The sequence below is a fragment of the Cupriavidus sp. 05N38 genome (assembly GCF_056397345.1).
The window spans coordinates 1-16582 of the sequence record NZ_JBFTNF010000104.1 but is presented as its reverse complement, the minus strand read 5'-3'; the positions used below and the strand labels follow the sequence as shown (position 1 = coordinate 16582).

Here is a 16582-nt window from a genome sequence, read left to right as displayed (position 1 = left end):
GTACCCGCTGACACCCGCGCCCCGGTCCACCGCGCCCACCACGAAACCACGAGGATGCTATGTCGTGGCCGCTTAAGCCGGTAACGGCAGATGGGCGGACAAGCAGTGTGTTCGCCATCATAGGTCTGACCGCGAAACCACTGCCGCCAGCAAGATCGCAGCCGCCCGCGCCGGTAACGGCAGGATGCAAGCAGAACCACGAGCCCCACGACGAAACCAGCAACACGAGAAACTCCAACGTCTCTGCCCCTGCCGGCCAGGCAGCCCGCTTTCTTTGCCTACTTTCTTTTCGGGGAAAAGAAAGTAGGTCGCTCCGGGGGAGCGAAAGCCGTTGACTTTGACTTTGACTGTGAGGTTGACGTTGACGTTGAAGCACAAGCGCCAACCACAAGACACCAGCGCATCAAACAACACCAGCCATCAACAACCCCATCTCAAAAAGTCGGCAACAACTCCGGCGGATGCGCCCGCAGCTGTGCCCTGGCATCCCGGAACTCAGGAAAGATCGATGCCACCGTATCCCAGAACCTTGGACTGTGGTTCATCTCCTTGAGATGCGCCAGCTCATGCGCAGCCACGTAGTCGATCATCGACAGCGGGAAATGCATCAGCCGCCAGTTCAGGCGGATCTTGCCGTCGGCGGTGCAGCTGCCCCAGCGCGTGGCGGCGGAGGTCAGGGCGAAGGCGTTGTGGCGCACGCCGAGCTTGTTGGCGTAGATATCCAGGCGCTGTGCCAGCAGGCGCCTGGCCTGGCCTTGCAGCCAGCCCTGCACGCGATCCTTGATCTGCTGCTCGTCGGCGTTGGCCGGCAGCGCCAGGTGCAGCGTGCGGGTGTCGGCGTCGAACACCAGGACGCCGGCGGGCGATTCGAGCTTCAGCGTGATGGGCTGGCCCAGGAAGGGCAGGCTGGCGCCTTCGCGCCATTGCACGGTAGGCAGCACGCGGCGGGCTTCGCGGTGCTGCCATTCGCCCAGCTTGTTGAAGATCCAGCGCTGCTTTTCGAAGATGGCGGATTCGATGTCGGCCAGGGTTACCCAGCGTGGCGCGGTGATGGACAGGCCGCGGTCGTCCACGGTGAAGCCGATGGTCCGGCGCGAAGAGCGCTTGAGCGTGTAGTGCACGCTGCGTTCGCCGACCTGCAGGCGGCGAGCGTTGGGTTGCGGCAGCGGCCAGGGCTGCGCGACGGGCAAGAGGGGCTGCGCCGGCGCGAATCCCCCTGGCACCGTGCCGGGCGCCTTGTCCTCGCCGGCAAGGGCGTCGGACAACGGCAGCTCCATCTGGGAACCTGGGGCGTCGGGGGATTGGCGCAGCAATTTCATGCGGGCTCGCGGCTCCGGTAGCTCTCGGCGTCGATTCTACGCATATCTTGCTCGATCCACGCTTCAACCTCTTGATTGAGTTGATCGGCGGTCTTGTTGGCCGAGGGGATCGGCGGGCCGACCGAAACCGTGATGGTGCCCGGATATTTCAGGAACGTATTGCGCGGCCAGAGGCGGCCGGAGTTGACCGCGAGCGGCACCACCCAGGCGCCGGTCTCCACCGCGAGCCGTGCGCCACCGCTCTTGTAGCGGGTCTTTTCCAGGCCCGAGGGCGTGCGCGTGCCTTCCGGGAACATGATGATCCAGGCGCCTTCGGCCAACCGTTCGCGGCCCTGGCGCACGGCCGAGGCAAACGCGCGGGTGCCTTCCTTGCGGTTGATATGCACCATCTTGAGCATGCCGAGGGCCCAGCCGAAGAAGGGCACCATCAGCAGTTCGCGCTTGAACACGAAGCACATCGGCTTGGGCATGGTGGCCACGTAGGCCACGGTTTCCCAGGCCGACTGGTGCTTGGACAGCACTACCACCGGCTTGTCGAGCACGCTGTCGAAGTTCTCGTAGCCTTCGAAGCGGTAGCGGATGCCGCAGATCAGCGCCGCCGCGCCGATCACCAGCCGCGGCCAGCCGCGTACGAAGGCGTAGCGGCGGTTGGCGCTCATGAACGGGAAGGCGATGAAGCACGCGCAGGCGTAAGGCGGCGTCAATACCAGCAGGTACAGCGCGAACAGCAGGGAACGAAGAAAGATCATTGGCGCAGTAAGGGGGGTCAGGAGGCGGCCAGGCGCGGAGCGCCGTCACCGGTGAGCAGCCAGCGCGCGAAGGCGCGCAGGTCATCGTGGACCAGCGTGCCCGCCGGCAGGCCGCCCTTCTCGAAGGTCTTGGCGCCCTTGCCGGTCAGCACCAGGTGCGGAGCGCAGGCCATCGCCACGCCGGCTTGGAGGTCGCGCAGCGAATCGCCCACCAGCGGCACGCCCTTGAGCTCGATGCCGAAGCGGTCCGACAGCTCTTCGAGCATGCCGGGCTTGGGCTTGCGGCAGTCGCAGCCGTCCGCCGCGGTATGCGGGCAGAAGAAGACCGCATCGACGCGCCCGCCGAGATTGGCCAGCGCCTTGTGCATCTTCTCGTGCATGGCGTTGAGCGCGCTCATCTCGAACAGGCCGCGGCCGATGCCGGACTGGTTGCTGACGATCACCACGCGATGGCCGGCCTGGTTGAGCGAGGCGATCGCTTCCAGGCTGCCGTCGATGGCGATCCATTCGTCCGGTGTCTTGATGAACTGGTCGCTGTCGAGGTTGACCACCCCGTCGCGGTCCAGGATGACAAGCTTGGGCGGTGTCTGCGGCATGATGGCCTCCGGGTATGGTGCCGCCGCTTACGCGGCGAGCTTGGAGATGTCGGCCACGCGGTTGGCCAGCACGTGCAGCGAGGCCAGCAATGCCAGCCGGTTGGCGCGCAGCTGCGCATCCTCGGCCATCACCATGACGTCGTTGAAGAAGCGGTCCACTGCGTCGCGCAGCTGCGCCAGGTCGCGCAGCGCGGCGGCGAAGTCGCCGCTGGCGAAGGCGGCTTCCACCTGCGGGCGCACGCTTTCCACGGCGCCGTGCAGCGCGCTTTCGGCGGCTTCCTGCAGCAGCGCCGGCTGCACCTGGCCCACGGGATCGGTGTTCTTGCGCAGGATGTTGGTGATGCGCTTGTTGGCCGCGGCCAGGGCTTCGGCCTCGGGCAGGGCGGCGAAGGTGCGCACGGCTTCCAGGCGCGCCAGGATGTCGTCCAGGCGCTGCGGGCGCTGGCTTACCACCGCTTCGACTTCATTGCTGGTGTAGCCCTTGTCCTTCAGGTAGCCGCGCAGGCGGTCGTAGAGGAAGTCGGCGATGGCGTCCTGCGCCGGCTTGACCGCGGCGATGCCGGCGAAGGACTGCTGTGCGATCTGCAGCAGCGCGTCCACCGACAGCGGCAGCGGCGTCTCCACCAGCATGCGCAGGATGCCCAGCGCATGGCGGCGCAGCGCGAACGGGTCCTTCTCGCCGGTGGGCGACAGGCCGATGCCCCAGATGCCGACCAGCGTCTCGAGCTTGTCGGCCAGTGCCACGGCCAGGCTCACCGCGCCCGCGGGCAGCGCATCGCCGGCAAAGCGCGGGCGATAGTGCTCGGAGCAGGCCAGCGCCACTTCTTCAGCCTCGCTGTCGTGGCGCGCGTAGTAGGTGCCCATGGTGCCCTGCAGCTCGGGGAATTCGCCCACCATGTCGGTCAGCAGGTCGGCCTTGGCCAGCTCGGCGCCGCGCATGGCGGCCGCCTTGTCGACGGCGAGGCCCGCCGCGGCCATGGCATCGGCGATATGGCCGGCAATCTGCTGCAGGCGCTGCACGCGGTCGAGCTGCGTGCCGATCTTGTTGTGGTAGACCACGCTGCCCAGTTGCGGCACGCGCGAGGCCAGGGTCTTCTTGCGGTCCTGGTCGAAGAAGAACTTGGCGTCCGCCAGGCGCGGGCGCACCACGCGCTCGTTGCCGGTGATGATGGACTGCGGCGTGTCGGTGGCCAGGTTGGAGACGATCAGGAAGCGATTGCGCAGGTGGCCGGCGGCGTCGGTCAGGGCGAAGTACTTCTGGTTGGTCTGCATGGTCAGGATCAGGCATTCCTGCGGGACTTCGAGGAAGGCCTCCTCGAAGTGGCAGGGATAGACCACGGGCCATTCGACCAGCGAGTTGACCTCGTCGAGCAGGGCGTCGGGCATGATGACCTGGTCGGCGCCGGCCTGCTCCAGCAGCGTGGTGCGGATGCGCTCGCGGCGCCCGGCGTAGCTGGCCAGCACGCGGCCCTTCGATTCCAGCACGGCGGCGTATTCGCCGGCATGGGCGATCTCGATCTCGCCGTCCGACAGGAAGCGGTGGCCCAGCGTGGTCCGGCCTGCCTGCAGCCCCAGCGCGCTCACCGGCACCACTTCGGCGCCGAGCAGGGCGATCAGGCGGTGCGCGGGGCGCACGAAGTTCACGGTGCTGCCGTCCGGGCGCTGGTAGCTCATCACCTTGGGGATGGGCAGGCGGGCGATGGTGTCGTCGAGCGCGGCCTGCAGGCCTGCCACCAGTTCCGCGCCGCGCGCGGTGTAGCGGTAGAACAAGGCGTCCGCCTTGCCGTCGGAGGCGCGCTCCAGGCCCTGCCAGTCGATCGACTCGACGCCCACCGACTTGGCCAGCGCGGCCAGCTTCTTGGCCAGCGGGGCGGTCGGCTCGCCATTGGCGTCGAGCGCCACGGACAGCGGCAGCACCTTCTCGCGCTGCTCGCGGTCGGGCGCGTTGCGGCGCACGCGGGTCACCTGCGCGGCCAGGCGGCGCGGCGTGGCGAACGCGGTGACGGCGGCGCCGTCATCGAGCAGGCCTTGGCCCGAAAGGCCCGCGAACAGGCCCTGCGCGAAGGCGTCGCCCAGTCGCGCCAGCGCCTTGGGCGGCAGCTCTTCGGTGAACAGCTCGATCAGCAGCGTATCGTTCGAATCGGTCAGGAGTTGCGACATGAATCGTTTCCAGCAAGTTGGGGCACGCGCTGCGCGTCAGCAGCGCGGTGCGGTAGTGGGTTCTACGCCGGACAGCAGCCACAGGCCGTTCTGCTGGCGGAATTGCAGCGTGGTCGCCACGCACTCAGTGTCTGCGCCGGCGGCGCTGCTGCCGCGTGCGCCAGGCGCGCCGGGAGCGGGACGCGGCGCGAAGAAGCGCGCATCGAGCCGGCGCAGGCGCTTGTCGTAGCGGATCTCGTCGATGCGGCCGCTGACCCAGAAATCGATCCTGGGCGGCAGCTGCGCCGCCGAGTAGTAGGTCTTGATCTGGCGCCGCACCCGGCCGTTGACGGTTTCGGTCTCGGTCCAGGTCAGCGGGTAGCGGATTGCGCTCTCGTAGGCGCGCAACGGCACGCGGTGCCAGCCCAGGTCCTTGGAGCCCGACAGGTCGCACGAGAACGTGCGCACCAGCTGGGTCCACTGGTCCAGCGAGTTGTTGGGGCCGAACGCACCATGCCAGTGCCGGTCGATGGCCTGTTGCAGCGCCTGCGGATTGGCCTCGCACACATTGGACAGGTCGGCCGGCAGGTACAGCACCTGCGGGCTGGGCACGGGCACGGCGGCCCTGGCGGCGCCATGCGCGGCCAGGGCCAGCACCGCCAGGGCAGCGCCCCGGCGCAAGGCGCCGCGCGCGGCGCGCGTCATGCGGCAGCCTCGCGCTCGCACATCGGGAAGCCGAGCGCCTCGCGCGATTCGTAATAGGCCTGTGCGACCGAGCGCGACAGGTTGCGGATGCGACCGATGTAGGCGGCGCGCTCGGTGACCGAGATCGCGCCGCGCGCGTCCAGCAGGTTGAAGGTATGCGCGGCCTTGAGCAGCTGCTCGTAGGCCGGCAGCGGCAGGCGCTTGGCGGCCTGCGCGGCGGCGTCTTCCGATGCCTCCTGCTGCCCCTCGACGGTACCCATCAGGCGCTTGGCTTCCGCCTCGTGCTCCGAGAAGTGACGGAACAGGATTTCCGCGTTGCTCTGCTCGAAGTTGTAGGTGGACTGCTCCACTTCGTTCTGGTGGTACACGTCGCCGTAGGTCAGGCGGCGCGTCTTGCCGTTCTCTTCCCACTCGGTCCAGACCAGGTCATAGACGTTCTCGACCTTCTGCAGGTACATCGCCAGGCGCTCGATACCGTAGGTGATCTCGCCGGTGATGGGCTTGCAGTCGATGCCGCCGACCTGCTGGAAGTAGGTGAACTGCGTCACTTCCATGCCRTTSAGCCAGACTTCCCAGCCCAGGCCCCAGGCGCCGAGCGTGGGGTTTTCCCAGTCGTCCTCGACAAAGCGGATGTCGTTCTGCTTGAGATCCAGGCCCAGCGCTTCCAGCGAGCCCAGGTACAGCTCCAGGATGTTCTCGGGCGCGGGCTTGAGCACCACCTGGTACTGGTAGTAGTGCTGCAGGCGGTTGGGATTCTCGCCGTAGCGCCCGTCCTTGGGGCGGCGCGACGGCTGCACATAGGCCGCGCGCCAGGGCTCGGGGCCGATTGCGCGCAGGAAGGTGTGCACGTGCGACGTGCCGGCGCCGACCTCCAGATCGATGGGTTGCAGGAGTGCGCAGCCCTGCCGGTCCCAGTAGGCCTGCAGGGTGAGGATCATTTGTTGGAAGGTCAGCATAGGCGAAGACGACGAAGACGAGTAAGGGCCCGCATGTGGTGCTCGATCACGCAGGGCCGGCAGGCAAGGGCGGAGGCCCGGCGGCAAAGCCGCCATGGCGACTCACGGGAATCGTGCCAAACCCTGAATTCTATCGGTTTTTTTTGCCCCGCCCGCCATCGGCACGGCCCTTGCATGTCTCGCGGCACCGGCGCAGCGCTGCGAGGCCGCGAGCGGGTGTCGGTGTTTCGCAACGAATCGGGTAAACACCGAAGCCTCCTAAAGGCCTGGCCGATACTTGTCGTTAGCGTTTTTGTATACAGTATTAGGTAGAGCTGTGCATAACAGCCGAACCGTCCGAATCAATCTATACGGGGGACACCGGTCATGTCGCTTCTTTCTCGCAAGCCCTATATCGTCGCCATCGCCGTGATGATCGCCGCCGCGCTGCTGTCTGCGGTGGCTGGCGTAGCGGCCTAGCCGCGCGCGCGCCGCCGCCAGGCGGCGGCCACCAGCACCAGCAGGCAGCAGGCCAGAGCGGGCACGTTGCCCCAGCGCACGAAGGGGGTGAGTCCCTGCGTGCCCTGCACCGTGGCCGCCAGCGTGCCGACCGTGAAGGTGGGCAGGCGTTCGCTCACCGTGCCATCCGGCCTCACCACGGCGGTCATGCCGGTATTGGTCGCGCGCAGCATCGGCCGGCGCGTTTCAAGTGCGCGCATGCGCGAGATCTGCAGATGCTGGTCCAGCGCGACGGTGTCGCCGAACCAGGCCAGGTTGGTGACGTTGGCCAGGATATTGGCCGGCACCGGCTGGCTGCGCAGGGTTTCGGCGATTTCCTCGCCGAACAGATCCTCGTAGCAGATATTGGGTGCCACCATGATGCCGCGCACCGGCAGCGGCGCCTGGTCCAGTCCGCCGCGGCGGAAATCCCCCAGCGGCATCTTCATCATGTTGACGAACCAGTGGAAGCCGAACGGGATGAACTCGCCGAACGGCACCAGGTGGTGCTTGTTGTAGCGGTAGAGCTGCTTGGTCAGCGGGCCCAGGCCGAACACACTGTTGGTGAAGTCGATCGGCGAATCCGCGCCTGCCGCGCCGAACAGCACGGTGGTGCCGCTGGCGGCGCTGAAATCGCGCAGCGCGATGGCAATGTCTACCGGCAGGTCCTGCAGGATCACCGGGAAGGCTGTCTCCGGCGTGACCACCAGGTCGGCCGGAGCCGCCGTGATGAGGTCGCGGTATAGCTCGATCGAGCGCTGCACGCCGACCGCTTCGAACTTGATGTCCTGCGCCACATTGCCTTGCAGCAGCCGCACCGAGACGGGCTTGCCGGCGGGCGTGGTCCAGGCCACCGGCGCCAGCGCCGCGCCAGCCAGGGGCAGGGCAAATGCGATCGCCAGGGCGATCAGGCCGTTGCGCCGGCTTCCGCGGCCCGCCCCGCGGCCGAAGCCGCGCACCGCCGCCACCAGCAGGGCGGCCACGGCCGCGGCCAGCGCACCGATGCCGTACACGCCCACCAGCGGCGCAAAGCCGGCCAGCGGGCCATCGCTGTGGGCGTAGCCGCTCGACAGCCACGGGAAGCCGGTAAAGATCACGCCGCGCAGCCATTCCGACAAGCCCCACGCCGCGCCGAAAGCCAGCGCGAGCCCCGGCGTGGACGACGAGCGCCGGCGTGCGCCCAGCCAGTGCCAGGCAGCGGCAGCCAGTGCCGGGTAGAGCGATAGAAAGGCGGCGAACAGCAGGACGGCCAGGATCGCCATCCAGGCCGGCATCTCGCCATAGACGTGCATGCTGATATAGAGCCACCACACGCCGGACAGGAACCAGCCCAGGCCGAAGGCGTAGGCGGTGGCGGCGGCGCTGCGCGCGCGCGGCGCGTCGGCGACCAGCGCTACCAGCCCGGCCAGCGACAGCAATTGAAGCCACCACCAGGTGTGCGGCGCGTAGGCCTGGGTATGGGCCACGCCGAGCATGGCGGCAAGCAGCAGGCGCGGCAGGCTGGCGCCGCGCGCGTCGTCGCGGCCGGCGCTTGCCGCGCCGGCATCGGTTGCGAACAGGCGCCTCATGCGCCGTCCACTTCAGGCGGGGCGAGGGCCGCTTCGCGGCGTACCAGCAGCAGGTGCGCCTGGCGGGCGTCGGCGCGCAGCACCTCGAAGCGGATCGGCGGCAACACCACCACCTCGCCGCGATGCGGCACATGGCCGAGGTGATTGCTCAGCAGGCCGCCCACGGTGTCCACGTCCTGGTCGGAGAAATGGGTGCCGAAGGTCTCGTTGAACTGCTCGATCTCGGTCAGGCCGTGCACGCGCCAGCCGCCGTCGGGCAGCTGCACGATGTTGTCGTGGTCCTCGTCGAGGTCGAATTCGTCCTCGATGTCGCCCACGATCTGCTCCAGCACGTCCTCGATGGTGACCAGGCCGGCGACACCGCCGTATTCGTCCACCACCATGGCGATGTGGTTGCGGTTGATGCGGAACTCGCGCAGCAGGATATTGAGGCGCTTCGATTCGGGAATGAAGACCGCCGGGCGCAGGGTCTCGCGCAGGTCGAATTCGTCGTCCGTGTAATAGCGCAGCAGATCCTTGGCCAGCAGGATGCCGATGACGTTGTCGCGGCTGCCTTCGTAGACGGGGAAGCGCGAGTGCGCTGTCTGCCGCATGAAGGGGATGAAGCTCTCCGGCGCATCGGCGATATTGACCATGTCCATCTGGCCGCGCGGCACCATGATGTCGCGCGCGGTCAGCTCGGAGACCTGGAATACGCCCTCGATCATGGAGAGCGAGTCGGCGTCGATCAGGTTGCGGGCGTGTGCGTCCTGCAGCACCGCCAGCAGTTCAACACGGGAATCGGGCTCGGGCGAAATGAAATCCGAAAGCCGTTCGAGCAGGGATCGGGGTCGGTCGGCTGGCTTCGAACTGGGATAAGGGTCGTTCATGGCGCGGCTAGCGCGTGGTGGAGATCGCTCAAAGGATACACCAAAAGAGTTTGCGTTCCGTGACAGCGCAAGGCCGCGCGACGCAGGCATCGCACCGCGCGGCCATGGGCGGGAGGGGCTCAGGCGCCCTTGCCGTGTGCCAGGTAGGGGTCGGCGAAACCGAGCGCCTGAAGCGTCTCGGTCTCGATCGCTTCCATCTCCTCGGCCTCGGCGTCGTCCTCGTGCTCGTAGCCCTGGGCGTGCAGCACGCCATGGACGATGAGATGGGCATAGTGCGCTTCGAGCGACTTCTTCTGCTCGCGTGCTTCCTGCTCCACCACCGGGCAGCACAGCACGATATCGCCGCTGACCGGGTCGGACTCGTGCTCGGCGTAGGCGAAGGTCAGCACATTGGTGGCGTAGTCCTTGCCGCGGTAGCTGCGGTTCAGGCCGCGGCCTTCTTCTTCGCCGACGAAGCGGATGGTCAGGGCGGCGTCGGCATAGAGCGCCGATTTCACCCAGGTCTGCACCTTGCGCTGCGTGGGCAGGCCGCGGCGGCCCTTGATGCCGTCGCCGTACTGCAGCGCCAGTTCCAGCCCGGGCGGCGTGGCGGGCGTGCCGGTGGTGGTGACCACGGGCGTGGCGGTGACAGCCACCGACAGCGCGTCATGGTTGTCCGGGCGCACCAGCAGGCCGGCCTGCTGGCGGTCGTCGGTGTGTTCGGCGAGCAGCGCGAGCACGCCGTCGGCGGCCTGCGAGAGGTCCACGGTGATGCTGCGGCCGTCGGGCAGCTGCACGCGCACGGCGTGGGCCTGCGCCTTGCGCGCGCGCCCGTCGGCGTCGAACAGGATCAGGCTGGCGGGGGCGCTCTTGGCGCTGGTGTTGGTGTTGGCGGTCATTCGGTCAGGCATCCCTGTGCTGGGCATGGTATTCGTCATAGGCATCCACGATGCGCGCCACCAGCGGATGGCGCACCACGTCGATGCTGGTAAAGCGGGTCATGGCGACGCCGCGCACGTCGCGCAGCACATGCTGCGCCTCCACCAGGCCGCTCTTCTGGCCGCGCGGCAGGTCGATCTGCGTGGTGTCGCCGGTGATCACGGCCTTGGCGCCGAAGCCGATCCGCGTCAGGAACATCTTCATCTGCTCCGGCGTGGTGTTCTGGGCTTCGTCCAGGATGATGAAGGCGTGGTTGAGCGTGCGCCCGCGCATATAGGCCAGCGGCGCGATCTCGATCATCTGCCGCTCGAACATCTTCTGCGTGCGGTCGTAGCCGAGCAGGTCGTACAGCGCGTCGTAGAGGGGGCGCAGATAGGGGTCGACCTTCTGCGCCAGGTCGCCCGGCAGGAAGCCCAGCCGCTCGCCGGCCTCCACCGCGGGGCGGGTCAGCACGATGCGCTTGACCGCGTCGCGCTCGAGCGCGTCCACGGCGCAGGCCACCGCCAGGTAGGTCTTGCCGGTGCCGGCCGGGCCGATGCCCAGGGTCAGGTCGTGGCCGAGGATATTGCGCAGGTAGTCGCGCTGCATCGGCGTGCGGCCCTGCAGCCCGGTGCGGCGCGTGTGCAGCACCGGCGAGTTGTCCTCGCCGGGATCGGCTTCGGCGGCGTCGCCGCCGTCCGGCACGTAGGCGCCGTGCGCGGCCGACTGGCGCGCCTCCACCAGGCCGARCTGCACGTCGTCGATCGACAGCGTGCTGCGGGCCTGGTTATAGAAGCGCTCGAGCGCCGCCGCGGCTTCGCGCGCGTAAGTGCCACGCACCGTCATGCGGTGGCCGCGGCGCTGGATGGTGACGTCCATTGCCTGCTCGATCTGGCGCAGGTTTTCGTCCAGCGGCCCGCACAGGTTCTGCAGGCGGGTGTTGTCGTCCTTGGGGGCGACGAATTCTGCTGATGGGATCTTCATCTGGGAGCGGGGCTTCCGATCGGGGTTTCTTGTTGTCGTTCCGGTCTGCGCCGGCCGGTCTCGGCCTACTGGCGCACCACGATCTCGCCGCGCAGCGAATGCGGGAAGGCCTCGGTGATCGCCACCTCCACCATCTCGCCCACCAGGCGGTCGCGGCTGGCCTGCGGCACGCCGGGCAGCGCGAAGTTCACCACGCGGTTGTTCTCGGTGCGGCCGTGCAGCTCGGTGGGGTCCTTGCGCGCCGGGCCTTCGACCAGGATGCGCTGCACCGAGCCGACCATGCCGCGGCTGATGCGCTGCACGTTTTCTTCGATGGTGGCCTGCAGGTGCTGCAGGCGCCTGAGCTTGACCTCGTGCGGCGTGTCGTCCGACAGGTTGGCCGCCGGCGTGCCGGGGCGCGGGCTGAAGATGAAGGAGAACGAGGTGTCGTAGCCGATCTCCTCGATCATCGCCATCAGCTTGTCGAAGTCCGCGTCGGTCTCGCCGGGGAAGCCGACGATGAAGTCCGACGACAGCGACATGTCGGGGCGGATCGCGCGCAACTTGCGGATGATGCTCTTGTATTCCAGCACGCTGTAGCCGCGCTTCATCGCCATCAGGATGCGGTCCGACGCATGCTGCACCGGCAGGTGCAGGTGATTGACCAGCTTCGGGCAGCGCTCGTACATCTCGATCAGGCGCGAAGTGAATTCCTTCGGGTGGCTGGTGGTGTAGCGGATGCGCTCGATGCCGGGGATCTCGGCCACGTACTCGATCAGCAGCGCGAAGTCGGCGATCTCGCTGGTGCCGCCCATGGCGCCGCGGTAGGCGTTGACGTTCTGGCCCAGCAGCGTGACCTCGCGCACGCCTTGTTCGGCCAGGCCGGCGATCTCCGCCAGCACGTCTTCGAACGGGCGCGAGACTTCCTCGCCTCGGGTGTAGGGCACCACGCAGTAGCTGCAGTACTTGGAGCAGCCTTCCATGATCGAGACGAAGGCGCTCGGGCCGTCGACGCGCGCCGGCGGCAGGTAGTCGAATTTCTCGATCTCGGGGAAGGAGATGTCCACCTGCGAGCGGCCGGTCTGGCGGCGGCGGCTGATCATGTCGGGCAGGCGGTGCAGCGTTTGCGGGCCGAACACCACGTCCACGTAGGGCGCGCGCTGCACGATGGCAGCGCCTTCCTGGCTGGCCACGCAGCCGCCCACGCCGATCACCAGCTCGGGCTTGAGCGCCTTGAGCGCCTTCATGCGGCCCAGTTCGGAGAACACTTTCTCCTGTGCCTTCTCGCGCACCGAGCAGGTGTTGAAGAGGATCACGTCCGCGTCCTCGGGGTTGTCGGTCTTCTCCAGGCCTTCGGTGGCATGGAGCACGTCCACCATCTTGTCCGAGTCGTACTCGTTCATCTGGCAGCCGTACGTTTTGACAAATACTTTCTTCATGGTGCCGGTCTCAGTGGTTTACCTGGGGGCATCAGGGTTTGGGGGGACAAATACGCCCGGCGCCACGGCTGCGCGCCGCGGCCCGGGTAGCGATCATCGCGCCGCTTTCTGTTCCAGCTCGCTCAGCACCCAGGCCGTCAGCAACTGGCCATAGAGATCGAGCTTGAAGCGTACCGGCAGCTTCTGGCCGGCCACGGAGCCGATCGTCAGCAACTGGTTGTCGGTGCCGAACAACCGCAGCCCGGGCGCCACGCCCACGGTCTTGCCGTCGAGCGTGGCCGTCTGCGGCGCCGCCGGCGACGGCGCGGCCATCACCAGCCTGGCCTTGCCCGCGTCCGCGGGAATCACCCGCAGCGGCGCTTGCGCCTGCGCGCCTGCCGGCAGCAGGACGGCGCCCGCGGCGAGCGAAGCGGCAAGCAGGCAGGCACGGACGAACAGGGCAGGGCGCGCGGCACGGTTGGCTGGCATGGAGGCTCCGGCGTGGGGTTCGGGAACTGGGTTCGGAAAACGCTGGGACGCCTCGGAAAGCGCGGCGTAACCCACCATTCTACCGCGCTCGCGGGGCCTCCCGCGCTGCGCGCATGCCGGGCTAGAAAAGGCTGGATGCCTCTTGCAGCACACGTTGCTTGGACACGGTGCCCATCAGTTCCCGCCCGGCCACATCGCGGATCAGCGGGATCCGATTGAGCGCGTGATGGGTGAACAGTTGCAAGGCGTCGGGCAGGTGCGATTCGGGCGTCAGCGTGGGGAAGTCGCGCTCGCACAATCCCAGCAGCGCCGCCCCGGGCTGCTCGCGCAGCGCGCGCTGCACGGCGTGGATCGACAGCGCCCCGAGCAGGCGGCCATCGGGGCAGACCAGGTAGAGATAGCGCGTGCCGGTCTCGGCGAACTTGTCGCTGGCCTGCCCGAGCGTGGCGTCGGGGCCGATGGTGGTGTCGGTGGGATCGCACAGCCCGGCCAGCGTCAGCGCCCGCGCGCGCTCGGCCGCGGCCGAGGCTTGCGTACGCTCGGCCACCACACTATAGAGGGACAGCGTCTGGCAGCGCGAAGCCGTGTAGTAAGCCGCCGCCGCGCCGATCATGCCGGGCAGCAGCAGCGCCGGCGCCAGCGTCATCTCGAACACCATCAGCACGGACATCAGCGGCGCCTGGCTGGTGGCCGCGAGGAAGGCGCACATGCCCACCAGGGGCAGCAGCGGCGCGCCGCTGCCGCCGGGCACCGCGGGCGCCAGCAACTGGCCGAGCGCCGCGCCCACGAACAGCGACGGGGTGAACACCCCGCCCACCGCGCCCGAGCCCATGCTCAGCACGGTGGCCAGCAACTTGGCCAGCAGCACGCCGGCCAGCGGCACGCTGAGCGGGTGCGCCTGCAGGATCGACTGGATGGTGTAGTAGCCGTTGCCGACCACCTCGGGCACCCAGATCGCCAGCACGCCCACCATCGCGCCACCCAGCGCGAGGCGCGGCACCAGCCCGCCGGGCAGCCGCGAGAAGGCGCCCTTGGCCATCGCCGAGGCGCGCATGAAGCCGGCGCCGGCCACCCCGGCCAGCACGCCCAGCAGCGCGGCGGCCACGAGCATCGGCGGGTGCAGCATGTCCGATGGCACCACGAGCCCGGGATAGAGCGGCTGCAGGCCACCGTGCAACTGGCTGACCACGGTGCCTGCCACCGAGGCAAGGAACAGCGGCATCAGCCGCTGCACCGCCACCGCGCCAAATACCACCTCGGCGACGAACACCGCGGCCGAGAGCGGCGTGTGGTAGACCGAGGCCAGGCCGGCCGCGGCCGCGCAGGCAGTGAGCATGCGCCGCAGGTTGGTGTCGCCGTCCGGGCCCGGGCGCGTGCGCGCCGACGGGAAGAGCGATCCGCACAGCGCCGCCAGCTGGATCATGGCGCCTTCCTTGCCCACCGAACTCCCGGTGACGATGGAGCAGAACGAAGACAGCGCCCGCAGCAGGGTGATGCGCACCGGCAGGCGTCCGGTGCCGCTGGCAACCGCCTCCATATAGTCGGAGACGCCCGGCTGGGCCGCGTTGAGCCGCGCGGCGGCGGTCAGCAGCAGGCCGGCGACCACGCCCCCGAGCGTCGGGATGACCACGCGCCAGGCCAGCGCCAGTCCCGCGAACACCGTGACGATATCGGCACGCGTGCCGAACATGACCAGGCCGCTGGCGTCCAGCGCCTCCTTGAACAGGGTGGTGACGATGGCAGCGGCGATCCCGACCGGGATGGCCGTGAAAAGCGTGACTTCCTGGTCTTCGATGAATCGGAACCGCATCGTGTCTGCATCCGGGGGCGAGGGGCCAAGCGCCGGCCTGCGCCCGTGCGCCGCGCGGCCACGGGCCAGGCCGGGCAAGGCTTGGCTGGCAGCATCATAGCGCAGCGCACGCCTCTTTTTTCCAGGGGGCCTTGCAAAGAGGCGTGCCGCGCGCAATGACGCGGTGAACTTTCTGAAACAGGTGCGGCACCTGCGCGCAAACGCCAGGCTGTTACACTAGCGGTCTTTCCTCCAAAGAAGCGGGGGCAGTCGCCTCGCTTCGCCGGTCGTGTTTCCCGGTTTTCGGTTTTCTCACTCACGTCGCCCCCGCGATTGGCGCACCACGTGCGCAAAGGGCGGCCGAAGCGTCAATTCATGTCTTTTTCCGAACTTGGCTTGTCCGACAAGCTTGTGCGTGCCGTGGCCGAACAAGGCTATACCACGCCGACCCCGATTCAAGCGCAGGCGATTCCCGCCATCCTCAAGGGAGGCGACCTGCTCGCCGGCGCGCAGACCGGCACCGGCAAGACGGCCGGTTTCACGCTGCCGCTGCTGCAACTGCTGTCCCAATCCCCGGCCAGCCGCGAGCCCGTGCGCGGTCAGCGCGCGCCGGTGCGCGCACTGGTCCTGACCCCCACCCGTGAACTGGCGGCGCAGGTCGAGGAAAGCGTGCGCAACTACGGCAAGTACGTCAAGCTGCGCTCGATGGTGATGTTCGGCGGCGTGGGCATCAACCCGCAGATCGAACAGCTCAAGCGCGGCGTCGACATCGTCGTGGCCACCCCGGGCCGCCTGCTGGATCACTTGTCCCAGCGCACCATCGATCTCTCGCACGTGGAAATGCTGGTGCTGGACGAAGCCGACCGCATGCTCGACATGGGCTTCATCCACGACATCCGCAAGATCCTGAACGTCCTGCCGCCGAAGCGCCAGAACCTGCTGTTCTCGGCCACCTTCTCGGACGAGATCCGTGGCCTGGCCGACCGCCTGCTCGACAACCCCGCCTCGATCGAGGTGGCACGCCGCAATACCACCGCGGAAACCGTCGCCCAGCGCGTCTACCCGGTGGACCGCGAGCGCAAGCGCGAACTGCTGGCCCACCTGGTGCGCGAGCACGACTGGCACCAGGTGCTGGTGTTTACGCGGACCAAGCACGGCGCCAACCGCCTGGCCGAGCAGCTCGACAAGGAAGGCCTGTCGGCGCTGGCGATCCACGGCAACAAGAGCCAGTCCGCCCGCACGCGCGCGCTGACCGAGTTCAAGGCCGGCACGCTGCGCCTGCTGGTGGCTACCGATATCGCCGCGCGCGGGATCGACATCGACCAGCTGCCCCACGTGGTCAACTACGACCTGCCCAACGTGCCTGAAGACTATGTGCACCGGATCGGCCGTACCGGCCGCGCCGGCGCAGAGGGCGAGGCGATCTCGCTGGTGTGCGTGGACGAGGCCGCGCTGCTGCGCGATATCGAGCGCCTGATCAAGCGCCAGATCGAGAAGACCGTGCTGCCGGGCTTCGAGGTGGACCCCTCGATCCCGCCCGAGCCGATCCAGAAGGGACGGCAGGCACGCGGCCAGGGCAATGGCGGCGGCGGTGGCCGCGGCCGTGCCCCGGCTCCGGCGGGCGGCGGCCAGCCGCGCGCGCGCGCGC

At 68.3% G+C, this 16582-nt stretch carries 14 protein-coding genes; 1 reads left to right on the top strand and 13 read right to left on the bottom strand.

The window, feature by feature from the left end:
• Positions 1 to 434: 434 nt before the first annotated feature.
• The 13 genes from AC1DK4_RS38340 to AC1DK4_RS38280 all read right to left on the bottom strand — a co-directional run bounded on the left by AC1DK4_RS38340 (position 435) and on the right by AC1DK4_RS38280 (position 14955).
• Positions 435 to 1319, bottom strand: a complete 885-nt coding sequence (locus AC1DK4_RS38340; protein WP_441624140.1) for a M48 family metallopeptidase — start codon at positions 1317 to 1319, stop codon at positions 435 to 437.
• The gene (locus tag AC1DK4_RS38335; RefSeq protein WP_441624138.1) at positions 1316 to 2068 is read right to left on the bottom strand and encodes a lysophospholipid acyltransferase family protein; all 753 of its coding nucleotides are present in this window, start codon (positions 2066 to 2068) and stop codon (positions 1316 to 1318) included. The genes AC1DK4_RS38340 and AC1DK4_RS38335 overlap by 4 nt, the downstream gene beginning before the upstream one ends.
• Before the next feature lie 17 nt (positions 2069 to 2085).
• Entirely contained in the window at positions 2086 to 2664 is a 579-nt protein-coding gene (gene gmhB / locus AC1DK4_RS38330) for a D-glycero-beta-D-manno-heptose 1,7-bisphosphate 7-phosphatase (RefSeq protein WP_441624136.1), read from the bottom strand.
• Positions 2665 to 2691: 27 nt separating this feature from the next.
• Positions 2692 to 4824: a glycine--tRNA ligase subunit beta gene (gene glyS / locus AC1DK4_RS38325; RefSeq protein ID WP_441624134.1), complete on the bottom strand. Its 2133-nt coding sequence runs from the start codon at positions 4822 to 4824 to the stop codon at positions 2692 to 2694.
• Between the two features lie 36 nt (positions 4825 to 4860).
• Complete coding sequence (locus tag AC1DK4_RS38320; protein ID WP_441624132.1) at positions 4861 to 5508, bottom strand: hypothetical protein; 648 nt, start codon at positions 5506 to 5508, stop codon at positions 4861 to 4863.
• Entirely contained in the window at positions 5505 to 6464 is a 960-nt protein-coding gene (glyQ, locus tag AC1DK4_RS38315; protein ID WP_441624130.1) for a glycine--tRNA ligase subunit alpha, read from the bottom strand. Before glyQ ends, AC1DK4_RS38320 begins: the two co-directional genes overlap by 4 nt.
• A 455-nt stretch (positions 6465 to 6919) precedes the next feature.
• Complete coding sequence (gene lnt, locus AC1DK4_RS38310) at positions 6920 to 8509, bottom strand: apolipoprotein N-acyltransferase (protein ID WP_441624128.1); 1590 nt, start codon at positions 8507 to 8509, stop codon at positions 6920 to 6922.
• Positions 8506 to 9378 carry an HlyC/CorC family transporter gene (locus tag AC1DK4_RS38305; RefSeq protein WP_441624126.1) on the bottom strand — a complete coding sequence of 291 codons (873 nt, stop codon included), beginning with the start codon at positions 9376 to 9378 and terminating at the stop codon, positions 8506 to 8508. Before AC1DK4_RS38305 ends, lnt begins: the two co-directional genes overlap by 4 nt.
• 119 nt (positions 9379 to 9497) lie before the next feature.
• Positions 9498 to 10256, bottom strand: a complete 759-nt coding sequence (gene ybeY / locus AC1DK4_RS38300; protein WP_441624124.1) for an rRNA maturation RNase YbeY — start codon at positions 10254 to 10256, stop codon at positions 9498 to 9500.
• 4 nt (positions 10257 to 10260) lie between these two features.
• Positions 10261 to 11259 (bottom strand): PhoH family protein, encoded by a 999-nt coding sequence (locus AC1DK4_RS38295; protein WP_477132177.1) that lies wholly within the window; start codon positions 11257 to 11259, stop codon positions 10261 to 10263.
• Between the two features lie 65 nt (positions 11260 to 11324).
• Positions 11325 to 12677 carry a tRNA (N6-isopentenyl adenosine(37)-C2)-methylthiotransferase MiaB gene (miaB, locus tag AC1DK4_RS38290; RefSeq protein WP_441624121.1) on the bottom strand — a complete coding sequence of 451 codons (1353 nt, stop codon included), beginning with the start codon at positions 12675 to 12677 and terminating at the stop codon, positions 11325 to 11327.
• A gap of 93 nt (positions 12678 to 12770) precedes the next feature.
• Complete coding sequence (locus AC1DK4_RS38285) at positions 12771 to 13145, bottom strand: hypothetical protein (RefSeq protein ID WP_441624119.1); 375 nt, start codon at positions 13143 to 13145, stop codon at positions 12771 to 12773.
• A 121-nt stretch (positions 13146 to 13266) separates the two neighbouring features.
• Positions 13267 to 14955 (bottom strand): ClcB-like voltage-gated chloride channel protein, encoded by a 1689-nt coding sequence (locus tag AC1DK4_RS38280; RefSeq protein WP_441624117.1) that lies wholly within the window; start codon positions 14953 to 14955, stop codon positions 13267 to 13269.
• A 354-nt stretch (positions 14956 to 15309) separates the two neighbouring features.
• On the opposite strand from AC1DK4_RS38280, the gene AC1DK4_RS38275 reads away from it, so the two are divergent.
• Positions 15310 to 16582 (top strand): DEAD/DEAH box helicase (locus AC1DK4_RS38275; protein ID WP_477132176.1); only part of this gene is annotated, 1273 nt, incomplete at its 3' end.

What these genes read in the sequence shown, in the direction of transcription:
- AC1DK4_RS38340 (WP_441624140.1), bottom strand. Translation starts at nt 1,319, where the DNA reads ATGAAATTGCTGCGCCAATCCCCCGACGCCCCAGGTTCCCAGATGGAG.
- AC1DK4_RS38335 (WP_441624138.1), bottom strand. Translation starts at nt 2,068, where the DNA reads ATGATCTTTCTTCGTTCCCTGCTGTTCGCGCTGTACCTGCTGGTATTG.
- gmhB (WP_441624136.1), bottom strand. Translation starts at nt 2,664, where the DNA reads ATGCCGCAGACACCGCCCAAGCTTGTCATCCTGGACCGCGACGGGGTG.
- glyS (WP_441624134.1), bottom strand. Translation starts at nt 4,824, where the DNA reads ATGTCGCAACTCCTGACCGATTCGAACGATACGCTGCTGATCGAGCTG.
- AC1DK4_RS38320 (WP_441624132.1), bottom strand. Translation starts at nt 5,508, where the DNA reads ATGACGCGCGCCGCGCGCGGCGCCTTGCGCCGGGGCGCTGCCCTGGCG.
- lnt (WP_441624128.1), bottom strand. Translation starts at nt 8,509, where the DNA reads ATGAGGCGCCTGTTCGCAACCGATGCCGGCGCGGCAAGCGCCGGCCGC.
- AC1DK4_RS38305 (WP_441624126.1), bottom strand. Translation starts at nt 9,378, where the DNA reads ATGAACGACCCTTATCCCAGTTCGAAGCCAGCCGACCGACCCCGATCC.
- ybeY (WP_441624124.1), bottom strand. Translation starts at nt 10,256, where the DNA reads ATGACCGCCAACACCAACACCAGCGCCAAGAGCGCCCCCGCCAGCCTG.
- miaB (WP_441624121.1), bottom strand. Translation starts at nt 12,677, where the DNA reads ATGAAGAAAGTATTTGTCAAAACGTACGGCTGCCAGATGAACGAGTAC.
- AC1DK4_RS38285 (WP_441624119.1), bottom strand. Translation starts at nt 13,145, where the DNA reads ATGCCAGCCAACCGTGCCGCGCGCCCTGCCCTGTTCGTCCGTGCCTGC.
- AC1DK4_RS38280 (WP_441624117.1), bottom strand. Translation starts at nt 14,955, where the DNA reads ATGCGGTTCCGATTCATCGAAGACCAGGAAGTCACGCTTTTCACGGCC.